Origin of the sequence: Streptomyces sp. NPDC058751, from assembly GCF_042746485.1 — a bacterium.
Taxonomy (GTDB): Bacteria; Actinomycetota; Actinomycetes; order Streptomycetales; family Streptomycetaceae; genus Streptomyces.
Genome location: NZ_JBHYPZ010000004.1, coordinates 180,619 through 201,638, shown reverse-complemented (window position 1 = coordinate 201,638; position 21,020 = coordinate 180,619). Strand labels below are relative to the sequence as shown.

Annotated in this window: 18 protein-coding genes and 3 pseudogenes; 12 read left to right on the top strand and 9 right to left on the bottom strand. The window is 71.0% G+C overall.

Annotated elements, in window-relative coordinates; all coding sequences use genetic code 11:
• Positions 1 to 177: 177 nt before the first annotated feature.
• From ACFW6B_RS06165 to ACFW6B_RS06150, 4 genes are all read left to right on the top strand, one after another.
• On the top strand, positions 178 to 1,470 hold the full coding sequence (locus ACFW6B_RS06165; protein ID WP_151470141.1) for an aspartate kinase: 1,293 nt from the start codon (positions 178 to 180) through the stop codon (positions 1,468 to 1,470).
• Positions 1,467 to 2,528: an aspartate-semialdehyde dehydrogenase gene (locus tag ACFW6B_RS06160; protein ID WP_386592510.1), complete on the top strand. Its 1,062-nt coding sequence runs from the start codon at positions 1,467 to 1,469 to the stop codon at positions 2,526 to 2,528. The genes ACFW6B_RS06165 and ACFW6B_RS06160 overlap by 4 nt, the downstream gene beginning before the upstream one ends.
• Positions 2,529 to 3,019: 491 nt before the next feature.
• Complete coding sequence (locus tag ACFW6B_RS06155) at positions 3,020 to 3,649, top strand: SigE family RNA polymerase sigma factor (protein WP_386592718.1); 630 nt, start codon at positions 3,020 to 3,022, stop codon at positions 3,647 to 3,649.
• Positions 3,646 to 4,782: a hypothetical protein gene (locus ACFW6B_RS06150; protein WP_386592508.1), complete on the top strand. Its 1,137-nt coding sequence runs from the start codon at positions 3,646 to 3,648 to the stop codon at positions 4,780 to 4,782. Before ACFW6B_RS06155 ends, ACFW6B_RS06150 begins: the two co-directional genes overlap by 4 nt.
• A gap of 102 nt (positions 4,783 to 4,884) precedes the next feature.
• Here the strand turns inward: ACFW6B_RS06150 and ACFW6B_RS06145 are convergent, their stop codons facing one another.
• Both ACFW6B_RS06145 and ACFW6B_RS06140 read right to left on the bottom strand, forming a co-directional pair.
• Complete coding sequence (locus ACFW6B_RS06145; RefSeq protein WP_386592505.1) at positions 4,885 to 5,751, bottom strand: SURF1 family protein; 867 nt, start codon at positions 5,749 to 5,751, stop codon at positions 4,885 to 4,887.
• 49 nt (positions 5,752 to 5,800) lie between these two features.
• Positions 5,801 to 5,884, bottom strand: a pseudogene (locus ACFW6B_RS06140) (nuclear transport factor 2 family protein); the annotation flags it as partial.
• 254 nt (positions 5,885 to 6,138) lie between these two features.
• Between ACFW6B_RS06140 and ACFW6B_RS06135 the strand changes: the two are divergent.
• On the top strand, positions 6,139 to 7,968 hold the full coding sequence (locus ACFW6B_RS06135; protein WP_386592503.1) for a prolyl oligopeptidase family serine peptidase: 1,830 nt from the start codon (positions 6,139 to 6,141) through the stop codon (positions 7,966 to 7,968).
• 83 nt (positions 7,969 to 8,051) lie between these two features.
• Here the strand turns inward: ACFW6B_RS06135 and ACFW6B_RS06130 are convergent, their stop codons facing one another.
• On the bottom strand, positions 8,052 to 10,010 hold the full coding sequence (locus ACFW6B_RS06130; RefSeq protein WP_386592716.1) for an NAD-binding protein: 1,959 nt from the start codon (positions 10,008 to 10,010) through the stop codon (positions 8,052 to 8,054).
• Between the two features lie 512 nt (positions 10,011 to 10,522).
• Here ACFW6B_RS06130 and ACFW6B_RS06125 point away from each other — a divergent pair.
• On the top strand, positions 10,523 to 11,128 hold the full coding sequence (locus tag ACFW6B_RS06125; protein ID WP_386592501.1) for a DUF4232 domain-containing protein: 606 nt from the start codon (positions 10,523 to 10,525) through the stop codon (positions 11,126 to 11,128).
• A gap of 116 nt (positions 11,129 to 11,244) precedes the next feature.
• A complete protein-coding gene (locus tag ACFW6B_RS06120; protein ID WP_386592498.1) occupies positions 11,245 to 12,180 on the top strand; it encodes a hypothetical protein in 936 nt (311 codons plus the stop codon).
• A 793-nt stretch (positions 12,181 to 12,973) separates the two neighbouring features.
• Here the strand turns inward: ACFW6B_RS06120 and ACFW6B_RS06115 are convergent.
• A complete protein-coding gene (locus tag ACFW6B_RS06115) occupies positions 12,974 to 13,312 on the bottom strand; it encodes a hypothetical protein (RefSeq protein ID WP_386592496.1) in 339 nt (112 codons plus the stop codon).
• A gap of 275 nt (positions 13,313 to 13,587) precedes the next feature.
• Here ACFW6B_RS06115 and ACFW6B_RS06110 point away from each other — a divergent pair.
• The 4 genes and pseudogenes from ACFW6B_RS06110 to ACFW6B_RS06095 form a co-directional block, all read left to right on the top strand.
• Positions 13,588 to 14,303: pseudogene (locus tag ACFW6B_RS06110) on the top strand (DUF3631 domain-containing protein); the annotation flags it as partial.
• Between the two features lie 432 nt (positions 14,304 to 14,735).
• Entirely contained in the window at positions 14,736 to 14,945 is a 210-nt protein-coding gene (locus ACFW6B_RS06105) for a helix-turn-helix domain-containing protein (protein WP_386592494.1), read from the top strand.
• A gap of 100 nt (positions 14,946 to 15,045) precedes the next feature.
• Positions 15,046 to 15,351, top strand: a pseudogene (locus ACFW6B_RS06100) (site-specific integrase); the annotation flags it as partial.
• Positions 15,352 to 15,631: 280 nt separating this feature from the next.
• On the top strand, positions 15,632 to 16,222 hold the full coding sequence (locus ACFW6B_RS06095) for a site-specific integrase (protein WP_386592492.1): 591 nt from the start codon (positions 15,632 to 15,634) through the stop codon (positions 16,220 to 16,222).
• Positions 16,223 to 16,784: 562 nt separating this feature from the next.
• Here ACFW6B_RS06095 and ACFW6B_RS06090 read toward each other — a convergent pair.
• The 3 genes from ACFW6B_RS06090 to ACFW6B_RS06080 all read right to left on the bottom strand — a co-directional run bounded on the left by ACFW6B_RS06090 (position 16,785) and on the right by ACFW6B_RS06080 (position 17,987).
• The gene (locus ACFW6B_RS06090; RefSeq protein ID WP_386592490.1) at positions 16,785 to 17,057 is read right to left on the bottom strand and encodes a hypothetical protein; all 273 of its coding nucleotides are present in this window, start codon (positions 17,055 to 17,057) and stop codon (positions 16,785 to 16,787) included.
• A gap of 161 nt (positions 17,058 to 17,218) precedes the next feature.
• Positions 17,219 to 17,428 (bottom strand): hypothetical protein, encoded by a 210-nt coding sequence (locus ACFW6B_RS06085; RefSeq protein WP_386592488.1) that lies wholly within the window; start codon positions 17,426 to 17,428, stop codon positions 17,219 to 17,221.
• A gap of 4 nt (positions 17,429 to 17,432) precedes the next feature.
• Positions 17,433 to 17,987, bottom strand: a complete 555-nt coding sequence (locus tag ACFW6B_RS06080) for a DUF5994 family protein (RefSeq protein WP_386592485.1) — start codon at positions 17,985 to 17,987, stop codon at positions 17,433 to 17,435.
• A gap of 282 nt (positions 17,988 to 18,269) precedes the next feature.
• On the opposite strand from ACFW6B_RS06080, the gene ACFW6B_RS06075 reads away from it, so the two are divergent.
• Positions 18,270 to 18,764 carry a DUF5994 family protein gene (locus ACFW6B_RS06075; protein WP_386592483.1) on the top strand — a complete coding sequence of 165 codons (495 nt, stop codon included), beginning with the start codon at positions 18,270 to 18,272 and terminating at the stop codon, positions 18,762 to 18,764.
• Positions 18,765 to 18,830: 66 nt separating this feature from the next.
• On the opposite strand, the gene ACFW6B_RS06070 is transcribed toward ACFW6B_RS06075, so the two are convergent.
• Positions 18,831 to 20,030: a PP2C family protein-serine/threonine phosphatase gene (locus ACFW6B_RS06070; protein WP_386592481.1), complete on the bottom strand. Its 1,200-nt coding sequence runs from the start codon at positions 20,028 to 20,030 to the stop codon at positions 18,831 to 18,833.
• A 459-nt stretch (positions 20,031 to 20,489) separates the two neighbouring features.
• A complete protein-coding gene (locus ACFW6B_RS06065; protein ID WP_386592479.1) occupies positions 20,490 to 21,020 on the bottom strand; it encodes an NUDIX domain-containing protein in 531 nt (176 codons plus the stop codon).

The window sequence follows — 21,020 nt, the reverse complement described above, 5'->3', positions numbered from 1 at the left end:
ACGGGCAGGTGCCGTCTCGGAGCGGCCGGGTCCCCTTGTGGACCTGACGGTCCGGAGTGATCACCTCGTGAGCGGGACATCTCACGATGCGATACCCCGGAAGGGAAATCCGGCCGCTCGTTAGACTGAGCCGACCGCAGTAGTGCGGTGCAGAGACGGACTGAGCGAGGAGCGCACGTGGGCCTTGTCGTGCAGAAGTACGGAGGTTCCTCCGTAGCCGATGCCGAGGGCATCAAGCGCGTCGCCAAGCGGATCGTGGAAGCGAAGAAGAACGGCCACCAGGTGGTCGTCGTCGTTTCCGCGATGGGCGACACGACGGACGAACTGATCGATCTCGCCGAGCAGGTGTCTCCGATGCCCAGCGGACGAGAGTTCGACATGCTCCTGACCGCCGGAGAGCGGATCTCCATGGCCCTGCTGGCGATGGCGATCAAAAACCTGGGCCACAGCGCCCAGAGCTTCACCGGCAGCCAGGCGGGCGTCATCACCGACTCGGTCCACAACAAAGCCCGGATCATCGACGTCACCCCGGGCCGTATCCGTACGGCGCTCGACGAGGGCAACATCGCCATCGTCGCCGGCTTCCAGGGCGTCTCGCAGGACAAGAAGGACATCACCACGCTGGGCCGCGGCGGCTCCGACACCACGGCCGTCGCGCTCGCCGCGGCGCTCGACGCCGAGGTGTGCGAGATCTACACCGACGTGGACGGCGTGTTCACCGCCGACCCGCGCGTGGTGAAGAAGGCGAAGAAGATCGACTGGATCGCCTTCGAGGACATGCTGGAGCTCGCCGCCTCCGGCTCCAAGGTGCTCCTCCACCGCTGTGTGGAATACGCCCGCCGTTACAACATCCCGATCCACGTGCGGTCGTCCTTCAGCGGGCTCCAGGGCACCTGGGTCAGCAGCGAACCACTCGTGCAGAAGACACAGCAGCAAGGGGACCAGAAGGTGGAGCAGGCCATCATTTCCGGTGTCGCTCACGACACCTCCGAGGCCAAGGTCACGGTCGTCGGCGTGCCGGACAAGCCGGGCGAGGCCGCCTCGATCTTCCGCGCCATCGCCGACGCCGAGATCAACATCGACATGATCGTCCAGAACGTGTCGGCGGCCACCACCGGCCTGACGGACATCTCCTTCACCCTCCCCAAGACCGAGGGCCGCAAGGCCATCGACGCCCTGGAGAAGGCGAAGAGCGTGATCGGCTTCGAGTCGCTGCGCTACGACGACCAGATCGGCAAGATCTCGCTCGTCGGCGCCGGCATGAAGACCAACCCGGGTGTCACGGCCGGCTTCTTCGAGGCCCTCACCGACGCGGGGGTCAACATCGAGCTGATCTCGACCTCCGAGATCCGCATCTCCGTGGTCACCCGCGCCGACGACGTCAACGACGCCGTCCGCGCCGTGCACACCGCCTTCGGGCTCGACTCCGACAGCGACGAGGCCGTCGTCTACGGAGGCACCGGGCGATGACCCGGCGACCGACGCTCGCGGTCGTGGGAGCGACCGGAGCCGTCGGCACGGTCATGCTCCAGATCCTGTCCCAGCACGCGGACATCTGGGGTGAGATCCGACTGATCGCCTCGTCGCGCTCGGCCGGCCGCAAGCTGGCCGTGCGCGGTGTGGAGGTCGAGGTGACGGCCCTGTCGGAGGACGCCTTCGACGGGGTCGACATCGCCATGTTCGACGTCCCGGACGAGGTGGCCGCCCAGTGGGCGCCGATCGCCGCCGCCAGGGGCGCCGTCGTGGTCGACAACTCCTGTGCCTTCCGGATGGACCCGGAGGTGCCCCTCGTCGTGCCCGAGGTGAACCCGCACGCCGCTCGTGTGCGCCCGCGCGGGATCGTCTCCAACCCGAACTGCACGACCCTGTCCATGATCGTGGCGCTGGGCGCGCTGCACGCCGAGTTCGGGCTGCGGGAACTCGTCGTCTCCTCGTACCAGGCGGTCAGCGGCGCGGGCCGCGCCGGCATCGACACCCTGCGCCGGCAGATGTCCCTGGTCGCGGGCACGGAGCTGGGCAACAGCCCCGGTGACGTCCGCCGGGCCGTGGGCGACGACACGGGCCCCTTCCCGGAGCCGGTCGCCCTGAACGTGGTGCCGTGGGCCGGGTCGCTCGCCGGGGACGGCTGGTCCTCGGAGGAGATGAAGGTCCGCGACGAGACCCGCAAGATCCTCGGGCTGCCCCGGCTGAAGGTCGCAGTGACCTGCGTCCGCGTCCCCGTGGTCACCACGCACTCCCTGACGGTGCACGCCCGCTTCCAGGACGAGGTGACCGTCGACAGGGCCAGGGAGATCCTGGACACGGCACCCGGGGTCGTGCTCTTCGACAACCCGGCCGCCGGCGAGTTCCCCACGCCCGCGGACGTCGTGGGCACCGACCCGACCTGGGTGGGCCGGGTCCGCCGGGCACTGGACGACCCGACGGCCCTCGAACTGTTCGTGTGCGGCGACAACCTGCGCAAGGGCGCGGCCCTGAACACCGCCCAGATCGCCGAACTGGTGGCGGCGGAGATCATCAGGACCCCGTAGACCCGGTCCTCCGCGATCCTGCGTTTCCGGCGTGGCTCCGCAGGTCCTGTGCTCCCGGCGCCTTCGGACCGTAATCCCGGTGCCCCGCGGAGGGTAGTTTTGTAGGATCTCTGTCGGTTCAGTGATCAACCTAATGGTCTTGGCCACTTGAACTGACCCGTACCGGCGTTCGAAAATTTCGCTGCCGTCCCGCGCAACCGCACGCGGGGTGGTGAGCGTCTTCGCCCTCGCCATTCGGGGCTTCCAGGGGGCGGCGGAGCATTGGGCACAGAGGAAGAGCTGTTACGCATGAGGGCATCTGGTGCACTGTCGGGCGCGCGGAGCCGCGTAACAGAGGGGAGTCCGGGGGGCGTTGCAGTGAACGGGGTGCCGGCCGGTGTGAAAACACCCGGCGCGAATGTGTTGTCTCCCGCGTACAACCATGTCGGGGGGACGCGTGTCCAACTGGCGTGGCAGAGGTACTCGAATTCACCGCGGTCCAGACGAGGGGCATGGCCCTGCGTCCACCCCGCCGACCCCGCAGCCCCGGCGCGCCCGGCGGCATGCCGGTGATCGCCCCCATGCCCTCAGCGCGGCCCGCCCGCATCCCGAGTCAGCGTGACGGCGCCGAGGACAGCCTGGCGGCGGCGGGCACGACGGTCGACCATCTGACCGAGACCTACCGGGCGCACTACCGGTCGCTCCTCGGTCTCGCGGCGCTCCTGCTCGACGACACGGCCTCCTGCGAGGACGTCGTCCAGGAGGCGTTCATCCGGGTGCACTCGGCGCGCAAGCGCGTGAGGGACCCGGAGAAGACGCTCGCCTACCTGCGTCAGACCGTCGTCAACCTGTCGCGTTCGGCCCTGCGCCGGCGCATCCTCGGCCTCAAGCTCCTGTCGAAGCCGATGCCCGACATGGCGAGCGCCGAGGAAGGCGCGTACGACCAGTTGGAGCGCGACGCCCTGATCAAGGCGATGAAGGGGCTCCAGCGGCGCCAGCGCGAGGTCCTGGTCCTGCGCTACTTCGCGGACATGACCGAGGCCCAGGTCGCCGAGACGCTCGGTGTCTCCCTGGGTTCGGTGAAGGCGTACGGCTCGCGGGGTCTCGCCGCGCTCCGCGTCGCCATGGGGGCTTCGGCATGAGCGAGCACGACGAGCGGCGGCCCCCCGAGGACGAGGGGCGCCCGGAGCACGAGCACAAGCAATCGCACGCTGGGAACGGAAATGTGAACCAGGTCCCCGAGGAAAAGCCCGGCACACCGGACACGGACGGACCGGGACCCGAAGGGTTCGGCGGCGACGAGCTGGCACTGCGCCGGCTGTTGCAGCAGGCCGTCCAGGAGATCGAACCCTCCGACGGCACCCTGGAGCACCTGCGCCGGGCGGTACCGGCCAGGCGCGCCCGCAAGCGGCAGGCCGTGGTCGGCATGGCGGCGGCCGCGCTCTTCATGGGCACGGCCATCCCGGCCTTCGTCCACGTCTCCAACTCCTCGGGGGCGAACCCCGACCCGTCCATCGCGGCCAACAGCTCACAGGCCCAGGGCGGCGCGAGCCAGGGCAAGGGCTCGGACGGCGGCTCCGGCAAGGACGCTGGTCCGGCCGGCACGTCCAAGGGCGCCGGCGGCGACGACAAGAAGGAGACTCCCGGGGCGGGCAAGGACAAGGGCGGGAGCGGGGCCACCACGGGCGGCGCCGACCCCACGGCCTCGGCCCAGGCCGCCCTCACCTGCACGGCGGACCAGCTCGGCGGGGCCTCCGGCTTCGCCGGCGCACCGGACGCCGCCGGCGCGGTCTACGGCTCCTTCACCGTCTCGAACGTCTCCGCCACCGCCTGCACGGTCACCGGCGCGGGCACGGTCAGCACGCTCGCCCAGGGCGCGGCGGACCCGGCCAAGATCGGTGTGGCGACGCACGTGGGGGGCGACGCGGCCGCCGGGCTGCCCGACCCGTCCACGGAGGTCACCTCCCTGGTGCTTCAGCCGGGCACCTCGTACGTGGTGAAGTTCGCCTGGGTACCCTCGTCGACGTGTCCGACCGTGGTGGAGGAGCCCTCACCGGACCCCACCCCCACGGAGGGCGGCACCGAGACCGGCGGCACGACCACCGACAACGCGGTGGCCGGCACCACGCCCCAGCTCCTCGTCGCGGACGGCACGCTGGACGGCAGCGTCGTCGTCTCCAGCACGGCCGCGACGGGCGGCGCGACGGCATCGGTCACCGTGCCCAACGCCTGCGCGGGCACGGTGTACCGCACCGGCATCCTGGCATCGTCCTGACGGACGGGTGATCCGTCCTTCCGCCGGGCGGCGGCCTCGTCGCCGCCCGGCGGACAGCTGCCCGTCCGTCGCCGCGGACGGCGTCCGTCCGCCGTCGCCCCGTCAGGCGGTCGTGGACGGCTCGGCCGCGGTGGCGCCGGCCTCTTCCCCGGACTCCTTCTCCTTCTCCGGGGCGACGGAGGTCCCCGGGGCGCCCGAGGTGTCCTGGGGCTCCGGCAGCAGCCCCAGTTCGGTGTCGCGGGCGAACTCCGTCTCACGGCGCAGCAGGCGGAACCACATGAAGACGACGAAGCCCGCGAAGACGAACCACTCGCCGGTGTAGCCGAGGTTCTGGAACGCCTTGAGGTCGAGTCCCGTGTTCGCGGGCGCGGTCGGAGGCACCGCCTTCATCCCCGCGTCGGCCTTGCCGAGCGTGATCCACGCCTCGTACGGGGTGTACGGCACGAGGTTCACCAGCGACGCGGCGCTGATCGCGGCCGTCTGCCCGGCGGGAAGTCCTCCGGCGGCGCTGACACCGTTCGACCCGGGACTCTCGGACGCCTGGAGCGCGCCCGTGACCGTGACCTCGCCGGCGGGCGGGGCCGGGGCCTTCGCCGCGTCCGCCGTACCGGGCAGCCAGCCCCGGACGACCGGCAGCGCCTTGCCGCCGTCGACCCGCAGCATCGTCAGCACGTAGTACCCGCTCCGGCCGTCGAGTTCCCGGTCCGGCACGAGCAGCTGCTCGCCGTACCGGCCCGTCGCGGTGGTCTGTCTGCCGGACGTCTCCATGGTCACGGGCAGCATCGAGGCCAGCGGCCGGGCGGGCTCCGTCTCGGCCGTGGAGGCCGCCGCGTCCGCCGTCCGGTGGTCCTGCACCCGGTCCTCGAAGCGTCCCAACTGCCACGACCCCATGAAGACGCAGAAGGGGATGGCCAACAGCACGAAGACGTTGATCCCCCACCAGCGGGGCGTCAGCAGAAACCGGTACACCCCGTCCACGGTACGGGGCGGTCGTGCCGGACTCGTCCGTGGGGCCCGCTCAGTACCGCTCGGCCAGGTGTTCCCGTCCCGCCGGAGGCTCGTACGGTTCGGGCCGGAAGCCGCTCACCGTGGCGATACGGCCCCGCGCGGATCGGTCACGCGCGGATCGGTCACGAGTGGATCAGTCATGCGAAAGAGTCTGCACCCCGCCACTGACAACGGCCCCGACCTGCGCACACGCTCCTGTGACGGGACCGCTCCCGTCCGCCCGGCCGGAGCGCGGGCGCCGCGTCGCGCGGCATCCGGAAGCCGGGGGAACGGGCGGGGAACGCGAGGTTTTCCACAGGCTGGGGGCCTCCTCGGCGCGCGGGGTGCGGGGCCAGGCAGTATGGGGCCATGACTGAGAGCACCAGGTCCACCGAGCCGCAGCAGGCAGACATGCCCGACTGGGAGAAGCGCTTCCGGGCACCGCGGGTGTCGCTGCCGGACTGGGCGGAGGACGCCCCGCACCGCTCCCTTTTCGTCTCGAACGCGACGGGGACGTACGAGCTGTACGCGTGGGACCGCGCCACGGGGGAGCAGCGCCAGGTCACCCACCGGGCGAACGGCACGACGGACGGGGTGCTCTCGCCCGACGGCGAGTGGATCTGGTGGTTCGACGACACGGACGGCGACGAGTTCGGCGTCTGGCGGCGCCGTCCGTTCGGCGCCGCCCTGGTCGTGGGCGATGCCGACGAGCCGGCGGTCCCCGGCCTCGACCCCTCCTACCCGGCGGGCCTGGCCATCGGCCGCGACGGGCGTACGGCCGTGGTGGGCCGCTCGACGGACGACGACGGATCGACGATCCACGTGGCCCGCGCCGGTGAGGCCACGGTCGAGATCTACCGGCACCGCGAGTCGGCCGGGGTCGGCGACCTCTCGCACGACGGCTCGCTGATCGCCGTCGAGCACACCGAGCACGGCGACGCGATGCACTCGGCGCTCAGGGTGCTGCGCCCGGACGGTTCGACGGTCGCCGAGCTCGACGACACCGAGGGCGGCACGGTCGAGCTGGGCCTGGAGGTGCTGGGCTTCGCCCCCGTCGACGGGGACGGCCGGCTGCTCATCGGGCACCAGAGGCGCGGCCGCTGGGAGCCCCTGGTCTGGGACGTGACGACCGGCGAGCAGACCGACCTGCGCCTCGACCTCCCCGGCGACGTGGCCGCCGAGTGGTATCCGGACGGCTCGGCCCTCCTCGTCGCCCACGGCTTCGAGGCGCGCAGCGACCTGTGGCGCTACGACCTCGCCTCCGGTGAGCTGACCCGGGTCCCGACCCCGCCCGGCACGGTGTCCGGGGCGACGGCCCGCCCGGACGGGACCGTGGAGTACCTGTGGTCGTCGGCGGCCGAGCCCTCCGCCGTCCGCTCGACGACCGGCGGGATCGTCCTGGACCCGCCCGGCCAGAAGTCCCCGGGGTCCGTCCCGGTGGAGGACGTCTGGGTCGAAGGGCCCGGCGGCCGTGTCCACGCCCTGGTCCAGAAGCCGGCCGGCGCCACCGGTCCGCTGCCCACCGTCTTCGAGATCCACGGCGGCCCGACCTGGCACGACAGCGACTCGTTCGCGGCGGGCCCGGCGGCCTGGGTCGACCACGGCTACGCGGTGGTCCGGGTCAACTACCGCGGCTCCACCGGTTACGGACGCGAGTGGACCGACGCGCTCAAGCACCGCGTCGGCCTCATCGAGCTGGAGGACATCGCGGCGGTCCGCGAATGGGCGGTCACGTCCGGCCTGGCCGACCCCGACCGGCTGATCCTCACCGGCGGTTCCTGGGGCGGCTACCTCACCCTCCTCGGCGTCGGCACCCAGCCCGACGCCTGGGCCCTCGGCATCGCCGCCGTCCCGGTCGCCGACTACGTCACGGCGTACCACGACGAGATGGAGGCGCTGAAGGCCATGGACCGCACGCTCCTCGGCGGTACCCCGGAAGAGGTGCCGGAGCGCTTCGAGGCGTCCTCCCCGCTGACCTACGTCGACGCGGTCAAGGTGCCCGTCTACATCTCGGCCGGTGTCAACGACCCCCGCTGCCCCATCCGCCAGATCGACAACTACGTCGCCCGCCTCGCCGCCCGCGAGGCCGTCCACGAGGTCTACCGCTACGACGCGGGCCACGGCTCCCTGGTCGTGGACGAACGCATCAAGCAGGTCCGCCTGGAACTCGACTTCGCGGAACGGCACCTGGGCAGGTGACACCGGGGTGACGCCGGGGCCCGGGGTCTGCCGTCCGACCCCGGGCCCCGGCGGGGCGGCGTGCCCGCGTAGCCCCGTCCGGTCTACGTCCCCGCGCGCTGCCGGGGCCGTCGGCCGAGCAGTTCCGCCAGCCCCCGCCGCGTCGCGGCGAGCACCACGCGGTCCTCGGGCCGCAGGACACGAGCGGAGGGCAGGTCCCACACCAGCCGGGGACCGCGCGGGCCGGACACGGACGCCGGGGCCGTCCGGCGCTCCTCGGGAGTCGCCGTGTCCAGCGCGAGCACGCGCCAGGATCCCGCCCGGAAGGCCTCCCCCACCGTGCGCCCCTCCAGCTGAGGATGCCCGGCCACGTCCACCGAGGCGAACAGCAGCACCCGCCGCTCGACGGGAATCGCCCCGAGGATCTGCCGCCCCAGCATCGCCCCGGCGAACGCGGGCGCGGCCAGGTGGGACACGCTGCGGCTCCGGGTGAGCGCGCCGGGATGCGCGGCCCTGAGGGTGCGGTAGACGGCGGTCGCGAAGTCGTCGTCGTACAGCCGCAGTACGACCCGCAGGTCGGGCTTCAGGGTGCGTGCGGAGAGCGCGGCCTCCAGGTTCATGGTGTCCGCGCTGGTCAACGCCAGCAGCGCGTGCGCCCGATGGATCTTGGCGGCCTCCAGCACCCCTTCCTGCGTGACGTCCCCCAGCACCACGGGCACCCGCAGGCTCCGTGCCAGCGCGAGCCCCCGGGCCTCCGGATCGGCCTCCACGCACACCACGGGGATGCGCAGCTCGCGCAGCCGCGCCAGCACACGCGTACCGATCTTGCCGAGCCCGAGCAGCACCACGTGTCCGGACAGTCCGCGCGGCGGCTTCCGCAGGGCGGTCCCGCTGCGGAAGGTGCCGAGCGCCTCCAGCACCGCGGCGAGCAGCACCGGCAGCAGCAGCAACCCGACCAGCCCCGAGCAGAGTTGGAGGATCTGCCGTCCGGGCGGCTGTCCGACGGCCGGATCGTTGATGGCGAAGAGGTCGAGCAGCGTCAGATACGTCGCCTGCAGCGGCTGCTCTCCGGTGACCAGCATCGACGCCACGGCGAGCCCGACCACGCACGCGACGAGCCCCACGAACGACCAGCGCAGCCGCCGGGACAGCAGCGAGCCGAACCAGGGGACGACCCCCCGCCCGGAGTTCAGTTCGGGACCGGAGTACGACACGTTCTCCAGGACGACGGTGCCGCGCCCGGTGGCGGCGGCCACCGCCCTTTCGTCGGGCAGCAGTTGGGGACCCTGCGCGCCGCTGCCCTCGGAACCGTCGGCGCCGGCCGGGTCGTTGGTCGTGGCGGAGAGCAACGCCAGTGTGCACAGCCCGGGATCGGCGACCTCGCCCGGACCCGGCGGCGGCCGCTCCACCGCGCGCAGCATCAGCCCCTCGGTCTGGACGACCTTGCTGGTGCCGGTCACGGCGGTCGCGGCGAGCGCGGGAGCGGCCGTGTCGGCGTCGGACAGCACGGTGGTGGAGGCGTCGTAGGCCTCGGCGTTCCCGCCCGGCCGGGAGGAGTTCGCGGTCCCGCCGTCGGGTGCGCCGCCGGGCGTGGCGGCGGAGGCCAGTGCGGAGGCCTGGTCGAGGAGTGCCTCGATGTGCTGTCCGAGGCGCCGGTTGTAGAGGCGCAGGACGAGCCGGATCCGCGGGTTGAGCCGCCGGGCCGTGAGCGCGGCACGGATGTTGGTCTCGTCGTCGTCGTACACGAGGGCGAGTGCGGTGGCCCGCTCGACACCCGCGTGGGAGAGCGCGCTCTCGGTGAGCTCGGCGGCCTCCACGACCCGTTCGGAACCCGGCGCCTCGTCACTTCCGCCGGTTCCTCCTCCGTTGCCGTTCCCGGAGGCCCGGTTCACGGCCGCGGACACCCGGTCGAGCAGGGCGGCGGTGGCCCGCGCCCGTCCGACGACCGGCGACCGCGCGCCGTGCTGCGCGGGCGGCACCACGAGGGTGACCCGCTCGCCGTACACCCCGCGCAACTCGGCGGCCAGCCGCTGCGCCAGGGCGTCGTCGCCGGCCACCACCATGTGCTCCGCGGCATCGCTCGACGCGCTCTGAGACGGAAGATTCCCCACGGGGGAGAAGACTGCCGTACGGATACGGGTGGTTCCAGGGAGAGGGCCGGTCGGGCCGGGTCCGACGGGGTGCCCGGCCACCGTCTCCGGAGGTTTCCCGTCCGGCTTCCTCCTGGGTCCCCATCGGTTTCCCGACGCCGTTCCAACGCGGTTCCCGACGCGGTTCCAACCGGTTTCCCGTCCCGGACAGGCATCCCAGGCTTCCTCGTCTCCGCAGGTCACCGTGGGTGGGACCGTTCCACCGTTGCGGGTCGGGCGGCTTCCGTTGTCCCGGGTCCCCAGGACGTCCGAAGCTTTGGCCATCGCACCGACCGAAGCGGCCCGCCGCCCGGCAGCACTCCTTCCCCGGCCCGTCCGCCCAGGGGACACCCGTCTCTTCGGTCACCCGGATCGAGGGCGACCTCGTGACGGTCGGAAACCTCGTGACGATCCGGAACCTCGTGAAGATCAGAAAAGGAACACACATGAACGTGAAGTCCGTTGTGGGCCGCCGCGTGGCCGTGGCCGCGGGTCTCGTCCTGGCCCTCGGGGGCGGTGTGTCGGCACAGGCCGCCTCCGCCGCCGGGGCGGGGACGGCCGGCGGGAAGGCGCACGTCGCGGCGAAGCCGCGCTCGGGCTCCGTCGAGGCCAAGCGCGCCGTCCCCGCCTGCTCCCAGAAGGAGCTCGGCGTGTCCGCGGTGAAGGAGGGGGACGCCCGCCACCTCGTCCTCACCGTGCAGAACGCGAGCGACAAGAAGTGCAACCTCTACCGCCACCCGGTCGTGAAGCTCGGCAACGCCCAGGCCACGACCCCGGTGATCGAGGAGAGCGACGGGACCCCGGGCGTGCCCGTCACCCTCGCCCCCGGCCAGGAGGCCTATGCCGCGCTGCTCGTCGCCGGCGGCCGCATGGACGATTACGAGGCGAAGAGCATCACCCTCGGCCTCCAGGGCAGCAAGCCCGGCAGCAGCGCGGGCAAGCCGATCGACGTCCCCATGCCCGTCAAGACGCTGCACGCGGACGACGGCCAGCTCGTCACCTACTGGACGACCGCCTCCGGCTTCGCCCTGGATTTCATCATGTCGAAGTGACGGACCTCGGCCGAAGCCGGCATCCGCGCGCCCGGGTATCCGAGGCACGGCGTCCCGCCCACAGACCACCGATCCACTGATCCACTGATCCACTGATCCAAGAAGGAATACACGACATGAGCAGGAACACCCACGCACGTCGCCGTCCGAGCCGTCGTGCGGCCGTCGCCGCCGGTCTCCTCCTGGCCGTCGGGCTCGGCGCGGCGACGCAGGCGGTGGCACAGGCCGCCCCCGCCGAGGCATCCGTGAAGACGTCCGCCGCGGTGCGGTCGGTCAACGGCTTCAACGGCAATGTGGTGACCCAGGTCGCCGACTTCTACGGCGCGTACGTCGACGCGAAGGACACCCCCCGGGGCCCGGACACGGCCCTGGCCAAGGCGCTGCGCGCGCACTACCTGACGCCCGCCTTCGCCAAGAAGCTGGAGGCGTGGGAGAAGACGAACGGGGCGGACGGTGTCCTGCGCGCCCAGAACGTTCCGACCGGATGGACGGTGCGCGAGGGCAACGGCGGCCTCGAGGTCGTCGTCACCCTGACCTTCGGCGGCCTCGGGGAGTCGCCGGTGACGACGTCCAGCTTCGTCGTGAAGCTGGACGTGGTCGACGGCATCGCCGACATCCGCCCCACGGGTACCACCCCCGCGAAGCTGTCCTCGAAGGTGCCCGGGAAGGGGTCCGCCGCGGGGCGGTCGGTCAGTGGCAGGACCGGTGACTCGGTGACCCAGGTCGCCGACTTCTACGGCGCGTACGTCGACGCGAAGGACGCTCCCCGGGGCCCGGACACGGCGCTGGCCAAGGCGCTGCGCGCGCACTACCTGACGCCGGCCTTCGCCAAGAAGCTGGAGGCGTGGGAGAAGACGAACAAGATGGACGGTGTCCTGCGCGCCCAGAACGTTCCGGTGGACTGGACGGTGAGCGGGGACGGCGAGAGCCGCGAGATCAAGGTCACCCACCGCTTCGGCGGCGGGGAGGCGCCGACGGTGAGGACCAACCTCGTCGTGGAGGCGGACGCGGTCGACGGCGTCGCCAACATCCGCGGCATGAGCGCCCACTGACGAAGCATCCGCTCCGCTTGGTCCGCCCCCGGCTTCGGTCGGCGGCGGACCCGCAGCGCTGCCGACCCCCGGCCCGCGGCCCGCGGAACGCCGAACGCCGAACCTTCCCCGGGGCGAGGACGAACGACGCGGGGCCCTGCACGCGCTGGTGCTGTTCTGCCGACAGGCCCGCGCCCCGAGACGACTTCTTGCCCTTTCTCGTCCCGGGGCCTGGCCACGGTCCCTTGACCGGGCGTCATCGACCGCTGAAGGCCGGCGCCGAGGGCATCGGACGGCCCGGGAACAGCTCTGACCACGACGGCGAGAACCCCGACGGACCACCCGCGCGTGCACCCCGCTGCCGATGCCTATGGGGTCGGCATTCCTTAGAGCAGGAAAGCCACGAACATCCACACCGGAATGACGAGAGCAAGGGCGAGCCCGGCGAGGCATCCCCACATGGTCAGCCTGAAGCTGGTCCGCCGGTAGTCGTCCCTATGGGGCATGCCCCATTCAACCAGCGGATCCCCGGCCTGACGCCGGGGACGGATACGCGGCCTCCGCCGGCGTTCATGCGGGAGTCCGGGCGCCGGAGAGCGGCGGCACGATGGCCGTCGGTCCCGCTTCGCGCCCGGACCTCCACGACTGACCGGTCTTCGGGCCGGCCCCTACCGGACGCGGCGGGCGCGGACTCCGTTGGCCTCGAAGTCGTACACGTACTGGTTGATCCGCAGACCGTCGACGGCGCCGGACCACAGGTAGTCACGGCCCTTGCTCACCGCGACGCTGTAGTCGAGGTACGGGCTCCAGCGGTTCAGCGAGCTGACCGGGACCGGTCCGCCACCTGGATGCCGAGGCTGCCCTTGCCGTAGGGCGGGCTGGAGGCATTGTTCCCCTGCACCTGGTACGAGCCGTACGGGCCGTCCCTCAGTGCGGCGACGGGAGAGCCGATGGTGTTGCGGGCGATCACACCCCAGTGCTCCGACTCCGCCACCCGGGCCTGCGCGGAGGCGGCCACCGCTCCCGGGACGGTGGAGGCGGCCAGGGTGGCCGGCGCCGTGACGGCGATGGCGCCCCTGCCGCGTCGGAACCCGAGCGCCCCCGCCGGAGGCGCGTTCCGACCCGAGCACTTCGTGCCCAGGGCTCCACTCATGGGCCGTTGCCTGCTGCGGTCCCAGGGGCCGGCCCGCGCTTACGCGGGCACTCGAACCGGTGGTCCTGCGTTCCACCGCCTGGAACGGGGCCGTCTCGACCCCGAGCCGTGGACGCCCCGGCCGTCGGCGCGCCCTGTGCTCCGCGGCGCCCCGGTTTCCGCCACCTGATGAAGACGAGTGCCGAGATCACCGGGATGACGATCGCCCCACCGGCCATGCCGGGGAGGAAGTTGAACACCGAAGACGGCCACATGACGAAGCAGACGGGAGCGGGGTCGCGGTCGCCGGTCTCGGCTCGCTGCCGGACACGATCCTGACCCGCTCGGTCATTGTCCGCATGCGGCGCCGCGCCCCGAACGAGCAGGTCGAGCCGTTCCGGCAGCGCATCCACGAGAAGGAAGGGCACGCGCTGCGCGATCGGCTCGCCACATGGGCGCAGTCCGTGAGTCACCTGGTCGACGGGGTCTTCCCGGGAGCTGCCGGAGAGCATCAGCAACCGGCCTGCGGACGTGTGGGAGCCCTTGCTCGCCATCGCAGACGCCGCGGGCTCGCGCTGCCTGCATCGAGCTGGTGAACGCGGCCAAGACCAGCGACAAGGGCAGCATCGGAATACACCTGCTCACGGACCTGCGTGACTACGTGTTCAACGGCATCGACCGTCTGCCCACTGTCGCCATCCTCGACCGGCTGCGCGGTCTCGAAGAGGCGCCGTGGGCGGATATGAGCGGCAAGCCGCTCGACGCGCGCGGGCTGTCGCGGATGCTGCGGGAGTACATGACCGCGGACAACACCCCGATTGCGGCCCGCAACATCAAGACCGGCGGCAGCGTCATGAAGGGCTACTACGCGACCGACCTGCACGACGCGTGGCAGCGCTACTGCCCGCCCCCCCGTGGAAAGTCCGCTACTTCCGCTACCTGCGCTACCGGGCAGGTCAGAGCCCTGGAAGCGGTAGCGGATCGGCACTCCGCATCCGCTACCGCGACGCCCTATCCGCTACCTGCCCCGAGGCGGTCTAGCGGCCATCGAAGTAAATCGCCACGGCAACCCACAGAGGGAAGCCGAGAGTGCAGATCAGCGCGAGCGCCAGCCCCGCCAGACAGCCCCATGTGGTCAGACGAGCGCTGGTTCTCGCATGGTCATCGCTCTTCGGCACGCCCTCGTCCAAATCCATCCACCCGCTACCGCCCGGCCCCTAGCCCCTAGAGCCCGGTAGCGGCTTTATCCGCTACCGCTACCGCTACCGCTACCGCTACCGCTACCGCTACCGCTACCGCTACCGCTACCGCTACCGCTACCGCTACCTCTATCCGCTACCTGAATCATGCCCCTGACCAGGGCGGTAGCGGAAGTAGCGGAAGTAGCGGACCTGACAGGAAGGGGGCCACAGCCCCTGGAACCCTGCCGAGGAGGCACCGCCGCATGACCACCGCTGCTGTACCTGCCGAACAGCTCCTCTACTGGCCCGAAGAAGCGGCTAAGGCCCTTCGTATCGGACGCTCGATGGTCTACGAGGAGATACGCCTCGGACGACTTCAGACCGTCCGCATCGGCCGTCGCCGTCTCGTGCCGCCGGAGTACATCGAGCGGTACGTCGAACTCCTCAAGCGCGAGGCAGAAGCCACCGCTTGAGTTCCCCATCACCCGAGTTCCACAGGACCGCGCCCGGCAGGGTGCGGCCCTGTTCTATGGAGGCACGACAGAGCATGACCGACACCCCGAGCGCGTCCAAATGGCTGGCCATGGTGCGGACACCATCTATTGGGACCCGGCCAAGAAGAGTTTCGTAGGAGCCGTCTCCCTGGGACACGGCCCGAACGGCAAGCGCCGCCGACCGAAGGTGTACGGCAAGACGAAGACCGAAGTGCGCAACAAGATCCGGGACTTGAAGAAGGAGATACAGACGGGCGTCAAGGCGCCGGCCGACTACACCGTGGCCGACGCGGTGAACGACTGGTTGGAGCGCGGACTGAGGGGACGCGACGAGAAGGGCACCATCGGCAAGAACCGCTCGATGGCGAACAAGCACCTGATCCCGTTCATCGGCAAGGCCAAGCTGAGGGAACTCAGTGCGGACGACGTCGACGACTGGTTGGACGACAGGGCCGAATTCCTGGCGACGCGAAGCCTGCGCGACCTGCTCGCCATCCTGCGCCGTTCCATCGCACACACTCAGCGCCGGGACAAGGCCGCGCGGAACGTCGCCCTGCTTGTCACCGCACCGGAGGGACGCCCCGGCCGACCGAGCAAGGCACTGAACTTGGAGCAGGCGAAAGCCGTGCTCACTGCGGCCCGCGTCACGGCTGTACGCCTACCTCGTGCTGTCGCTCCTCAGCGGTGTCCGCACGGAAGAGGCGCGGCCCCTCACCTGGGATCACGTCTTCCTGGAGCCGGAGAACGGCGTCCCGCCCCACGTCGCGGTGTGGCGCTCGGTGCGCAAGCACGGGGAGACCAAGACCAGGAAGAGCCGCCGGACCATCGCTCTGCCGAAGCAGGTGGTCGAAGTCCTCGAAGAGCACATGCGCTGGCAGAAGCAGGAACGGGCATCGAGAGGGATGGAGCGGAGCCCGACCGGACGTGTCTTCACGACGCGCAGCGGCGAGCCGCTCGACGCTGCCAACGTCCGGCGAGACTTCAAGGCCATCGTGAAGAAGACCGGACTGAAGCCGGAGTGGACCCCGCGGGAGCTCCGGCACAGCTTCGTGTCCTTGCTTTCCGACCATGGCATCCCCCTGGAGCGGATCGCGCTCCTGGTCGGCCACAGCAGCCAAGCGACCACAGAGGCGGTCTACCGCAAGCAGCTCCGTCCCGTGATCACGCAGGGCGCCGAAGCGATGGACGACATTTTCGCCGAAGATCAGGAAGGGGAGGGTGCGGAAGACGGGGAAGAGGGCGACGCGGTGGCCTGATCAAATTCGTTTGGCCCCTGTTTGGCCCCCCGGGCATGACAGAGGCCACATAGGAACGTTCCTATGTGGCCTCTGACCAGTGTCGGGGTGGCGGGATTTGAACCCACGACCTCTTCGTCCCGAATGAGGTTCGGCCCGGATCTTCACCGGCCGGTTTGTCGTTTCGCCTGGTCACAGCGTTGGTGTGCGGCGGGCTCGGGCGGTGTCGCGGGGGCTTGGGGAGCAAGTCGGCTCCCAGACGGCTCCCAGGAGGGACATACCTACGGTGCCCACCGAGGGAACCTTGCCCGGTGGCTCGCGCTATGAGCTTGGGCGTTCGCGTTTCCCGACCGCGTCCTCGGACTGGACCTCGCGCGAGAGGTGGGCCATCAGCATCAGGCGGCGGCATGACGTCGGGTGCACGGGCCTCATGGCGGCGGTCGTCACAACGGCCCCAGCGCATTCACTCCGCCGAGGCCGCCCTTCCGGATCGTCACACGTGAGAGTGCTCGATCCACGTTCAATTCTACGACTGCGGGCCGGAGAGGCCGAGAGGGAGAGCGGGCCATCGGGGGAGTCCGGCTCAGCCGCGTTCTTCCTCTTCGGCCTCCATGCGGCGGATTCCCTGGTGGGTGAGGGAGACCATCGCGGGTGTGTTGCCCGGTTCCCAGTCGACGGTGATCAGGCCCTCGCCAGCGAGGTAGGTGCAGGCGGCGGCCAAGTCTTCCTCCGGGATGCGCAGGTCGTTCCGCAGCTTCGGCCCCGGGACTCCGAGGAGTCGGTTGCCTTCGGTGGCTTCGTAGAGGGCGGTCAGGACCCGTTCGCGGTAGACCTGTCGCTCGCGGAGTGTCGCCATGACCGAGTCCTTTCCATGCGTGAGGAACGGCCGACGCTCGCCGTGTCGGCGGGGTACAAGGGGCTTGGTCCCTTCACCGGCGAAGCGAGAGGCCGGCGGGTGGGTTGTCCCGGGTGTCGGGTGCCCCACCCGCGGCCTTCGGTCGGAGGAGTGGTCTGGGGTCAGGGCCAGGTGCCCGTACGCCTGCGGCTGGGCGCTTGCCCTGACGAACTGCGGGGGCTGTGGCCGGGTGGACGGGCGATGGCCGGGAAGGGGTCGCTGAAGTGGTAGTCCGCGATGCGTGCGTCGTGCTGGGCGTTGAGCTGGTGGATCAGGCGCATGCCGAGCGCGATCACGAGGGCGCCTGCCGCGAGCGCGATCAAGGTCTCCATGACGTCACCTCCGCGGGTTCCCGGGCAGGGGGATCATCCGCGCTCCGACGACCGGGTGCCGGACCGGCGGCGGGGCGGACCCGCCTTCGGTCTCCCAGGCGTCCTCGCTGCTTCGGGCGTCCCGCATACGGCGGCCGGTCGCGGCCTCGTCGGACATCAGGACACCGGCGGTGAGGCTGCTGCCGGGGATGGCGGCGGCGGTCATCAGCCGGGCAGCTGCGGCGGGTTCGGTCTCGGGCGGGATCACCAGCAGGTCGCAGCGGCCGACGGTGTAGGAGAGCAGGATCATCTTGTCGGGATCCTGTTCAGTGAACCAGCCGACGTGCACGGTGTGCCTGCCGGAAGCGACCTTGTGCGGGACGACGGGCCAGCGGGTGGGGTTCACCACGACGCGAGTGATGCGGCCGAAGTGCTCCTCCAGCGCGTCGACCAGGTCAGGAAGTTCCGTGGCCAGGTGTCGCGAGCGGGGCCACCAGGCGCCGTCCAAGAGGCCGACGAGGGTGGTCTTCGGCGTCAGCGAAAGGCGCGCCGAAAGCGGGGGTGCGACGGTGGTGGTCATGATCGCGGACCCGTCCCCGGGCCGCCCTGCGGGGCGGCCCAGTGTCTTGATCGCCGGAAACGACGTCCGCGTGGGAGCGGGTGTTCGAGTTACTCCCGGTACCTTCAGCCTACTCCGCGCCGGGGTCGGACGAACGGTTTCCGACCAGCTGGTTTCCGACCGGGAACGCCGCCCGGCCGGTGGTCGCGGGCGGGACCGCGGGCACGCGGAGTACCGTGAGACCACGGCGGTATCGCGCCGGCCATGAGGTGCCGGCGGCCCCGCGCAGGCAGGCGGACCACCATGGCTGACTCTGACACTCCCACCCCTCGGAAGCTCCTTCCGGACGAGATCCACCGAGCGGTGAGGCCCGGAACGGCCCTGCTGCGGTTGCAGACGACGCCCGCCCGCGAAGGCGTCCTGGACGGCGCCTGGTGGCCCCGCTCCCGCGACGTCGGGACCGAGCTACCCGCCCTGATCCAGGCACTCACCACACACCTCGGCCCCATCACGCGCGTCGGCCTGGACACGGACGCCTGGGAGGAGTTCCCGACTCGTGTGGTCGTCGACAACCGGGTCGTGCACCTCGACTCCTTCCCCGTCGGCGACGACACCGTCCTCATCACCCGTGGCGACAGCGACCACTTCGCCCTCCTGGTGGTGCCCCCGGACACGACACCGGACGCGGCGCGTGACGCCATGGCCCGCGCGGTCCGAGCCGACAACGTTACCCAGGCCGCCGAGATCCTTGTCGCAACGCATCCCGAACCGGTGACACACCGCCCGGAGCCAGCATGATCAGGATGGCGAAGTTCCTGGCGCCCTGCAGGCCGCCTCGCCGGCGCCTCCCGGCACGGCCCTCCGTCATCCACACCACTCGACCAGGACCAGCGTGGCGTCGTCCGAAGTGGCGTTGCCCCGTGCCCGTTTGAGGGTGTGGGAGAGGTCCCGTACCACCGCGCGGACCTCTCGGTCCGCCCGCTCCAGTCGGTTCACCCAGTCGATCAGCTGGTCCTCGCCGAACTCCTCCTGTCCGCTCTCGTGTTCCTCGATCAACCCGTCGGTGAAGCAGAGGACGCGATCCCCCGGTTCGAGCGTCACTCCGCTGACCTGCGGCTGTGCTCCTCCGAAGCCGACAGGGAGGGTCGTGGGGCTGTCCAGGCGGCCTACGACGCGGTGCCCGCGGATCAGAATGGGGGCGGGGTGCCCGGCGTTGACCCACTGGAGGCGGCCGGTGTTCGTGTCCAGCCGCATCATCTGCGCGGTCACGAAGTGGTCGGGTGCGAACTGCTCGGCCACGGCCCGGTCCATGAAGAGGTAGATCTCGGACAGCTCGATGCTGATCCGGCGGGCGTGCCGGTACGCGCCGATGGCCACGGTGGCCATCGTGGCCGCGTCCAGACCGTGGCCCATGGCGTCGATCATGGCGAGGTGGAAGGTGTCCCCGTTCAGGGCGTAGTCGAAGCTGTCGCCCGCCACGTCGTAAGCGGGCTCCAGAACGCCGGCGACGGCGACGCGCGGCGTCACCATCGTCAGCGGTGGCAGCAGCGACCACTGGATCTCGGCGGCGACGCTCATCGGTTCGCTGCGACGGGTGCGGAAGAAGAGGTCGGTGTAGCCGTTCTTGGTCTGCACCATGTCGGCGATCAGCCCGGCGATCCTGCGCAGCAGGCGGCGGTCGTCGTCATCGACGGCGTCCAGCGTGACGGCCAGGACACCCGCCTGGTCGCCCCCGTCCAGCAACGGCAGCAGGACCCGTACCCCGTCGGCCAGCACGACTTCGACCGGGCGCGAGGTGAGGAAGCACCGGCCGGCCTCGGAGCCGTCGATGGGCTGGGGTTCCCCGCCCGCCAGCCCTTCGCCCGGCAGGGGGACCAGCCTCTGCTGCCCGTAGTCCTGGAGCAGGATCTGCGGATCCCGTCCCCCCAGCCGCGCCACCGTGTCGGCGAGCACCGGACCGACCCGATGCGGTGGCAGCTCGTGGGCCCGGTCCAGGAGCCCGCCCAGCAGCCCCTCCCCGAAGCTCTCCGAGCGATCCGGATCCCCGGCCGATCGGACTGTCATCCCGCTTCCTCCCACAGGCGACGGACGGGCTGCGCAGCGCCTTTACGCTGCTGCCCGGCGGGCACAGGAGCGAGGCCCGTTACCGGCGATCTCGCCACCAGGATGCGCCTCGACGGCAGAGGACGCCACACGGGTGCCATCGAAGGTCGCCTCTGTACACACTGTTGCCGGAGGGCACCCCGGCGTACCGACTGATCGGAGCCGAACCTGGGAGGCTGTCGACGACATGTACCGGAAGGCTGCAGGGGCGCCGGACCACCCAGAGACGCCCCAGGCGGCATGATGTACGCCTCCGCCAGCGGGAAGCGGCTCGGGCACGGCTCGCTCTGGTCGCTGTTCGCCATGGGCCGCCCGAGCCCCCTGCGCCTGCCGCAGACGGCCCAGCGGACGGATCGATCGCCACGCCCGCCCTGGGGCGATTGCGAAGTGAGCGGTTCCGCCGGGACCGTGCGAGCCAGACTACTTCCAGCCGTCCAAGGAGACCTGTGGCCCGTCGGTGAGGTAGCGGTGGAGGGCGCTGGCGGTGGTGTCGACGAAGGCTTCAGGGATGGCGTCGGCGTCGATCCAGCGGACCTGGGCGTGCTTGCGAGGTTCGCGGTTCTCGGGTTTGCCGGTCCATTCGTGGGCGGCGAAGACGACGGTGAGGAAGCCGTTGGGGGCTTCGACGCCCCACGCGCCGTGGATGACATGGGCGACCTTGAGGGACTCAGGCTTCACCGTGAGACCCGTCTCCTCGTAGAGCTCGCGGACCGCGGTCTTGGTGATGGGCTCGCCCGGTTCGCTCTTGCCGACGGGGAGGTCCCACATGCCCTGGGCGAACTTGGCGTTCTGGCTGCGCTGGAGGAGGACGACGCGGTTGGTGGCCTTGTCGTGGACGATGACGGCGGCGACCAGCAGGGTCATCGAGTCGAGCGCCGGCTTGAGGGCTTGGGAGCGGTCGTCGGTCTGCTGGGCCACGGGGTTCCCTTCGTCGGGCGAGTTGTTGGGCAT

Excerpts from the sequence above, each read along its gene's own strand:
- ACFW6B_RS06160 (WP_386592510.1), top strand. The coding sequence starts at position 1,467 with ATGACCCGGCGACCGACGCTCGCGGTCGTGGGAGCGACCGGAGCCGTC.
- ACFW6B_RS06155 (WP_386592718.1), top strand. The coding sequence starts at position 3,020 with ATGGCCCTGCGTCCACCCCGCCGACCCCGCAGCCCCGGCGCGCCCGGC.
- ACFW6B_RS06150 (WP_386592508.1), top strand. The coding sequence starts at position 3,646 with ATGAGCGAGCACGACGAGCGGCGGCCCCCCGAGGACGAGGGGCGCCCG.
- ACFW6B_RS06135 (WP_386592503.1), top strand. The coding sequence starts at position 6,139 with ATGACTGAGAGCACCAGGTCCACCGAGCCGCAGCAGGCAGACATGCCC.
- ACFW6B_RS06130 (WP_386592716.1), bottom strand. The coding sequence starts at position 10,010 with ATGGTGGTGGCCGGCGACGACGCCCTGGCGCAGCGGCTGGCCGCCGAG.
- ACFW6B_RS06125 (WP_386592501.1), top strand. The coding sequence starts at position 10,523 with ATGAACGTGAAGTCCGTTGTGGGCCGCCGCGTGGCCGTGGCCGCGGGT.
- ACFW6B_RS06120 (WP_386592498.1), top strand. The coding sequence starts at position 11,245 with ATGAGCAGGAACACCCACGCACGTCGCCGTCCGAGCCGTCGTGCGGCC.
- ACFW6B_RS06115 (WP_386592496.1), bottom strand. The coding sequence starts at position 13,312 with ATGAGTGGAGCCCTGGGCACGAAGTGCTCGGGTCGGAACGCGCCTCCG.
- ACFW6B_RS06105 (WP_386592494.1), top strand. The coding sequence starts at position 14,736 with ATGACCACCGCTGCTGTACCTGCCGAACAGCTCCTCTACTGGCCCGAA.
- ACFW6B_RS06090 (WP_386592490.1), bottom strand. The coding sequence starts at position 17,057 with ATGGCGACACTCCGCGAGCGACAGGTCTACCGCGAACGGGTCCTGACC.
- ACFW6B_RS06085 (WP_386592488.1), bottom strand. The coding sequence starts at position 17,428 with ATGGAGACCTTGATCGCGCTCGCGGCAGGCGCCCTCGTGATCGCGCTC.
- ACFW6B_RS06080 (WP_386592485.1), bottom strand. The coding sequence starts at position 17,987 with ATGACCACCACCGTCGCACCCCCGCTTTCGGCGCGCCTTTCGCTGACG.
- ACFW6B_RS06075 (WP_386592483.1), top strand. The coding sequence starts at position 18,270 with ATGGCTGACTCTGACACTCCCACCCCTCGGAAGCTCCTTCCGGACGAG.
- ACFW6B_RS06070 (WP_386592481.1), bottom strand. The coding sequence starts at position 20,030 with ATGACAGTCCGATCGGCCGGGGATCCGGATCGCTCGGAGAGCTTCGGG.
- ACFW6B_RS06065 (WP_386592479.1), bottom strand. The coding sequence starts at position 21,020 with ATGCCCAACAACTCGCCCGACGAAGGGAACCCCGTGGCCCAGCAGACC.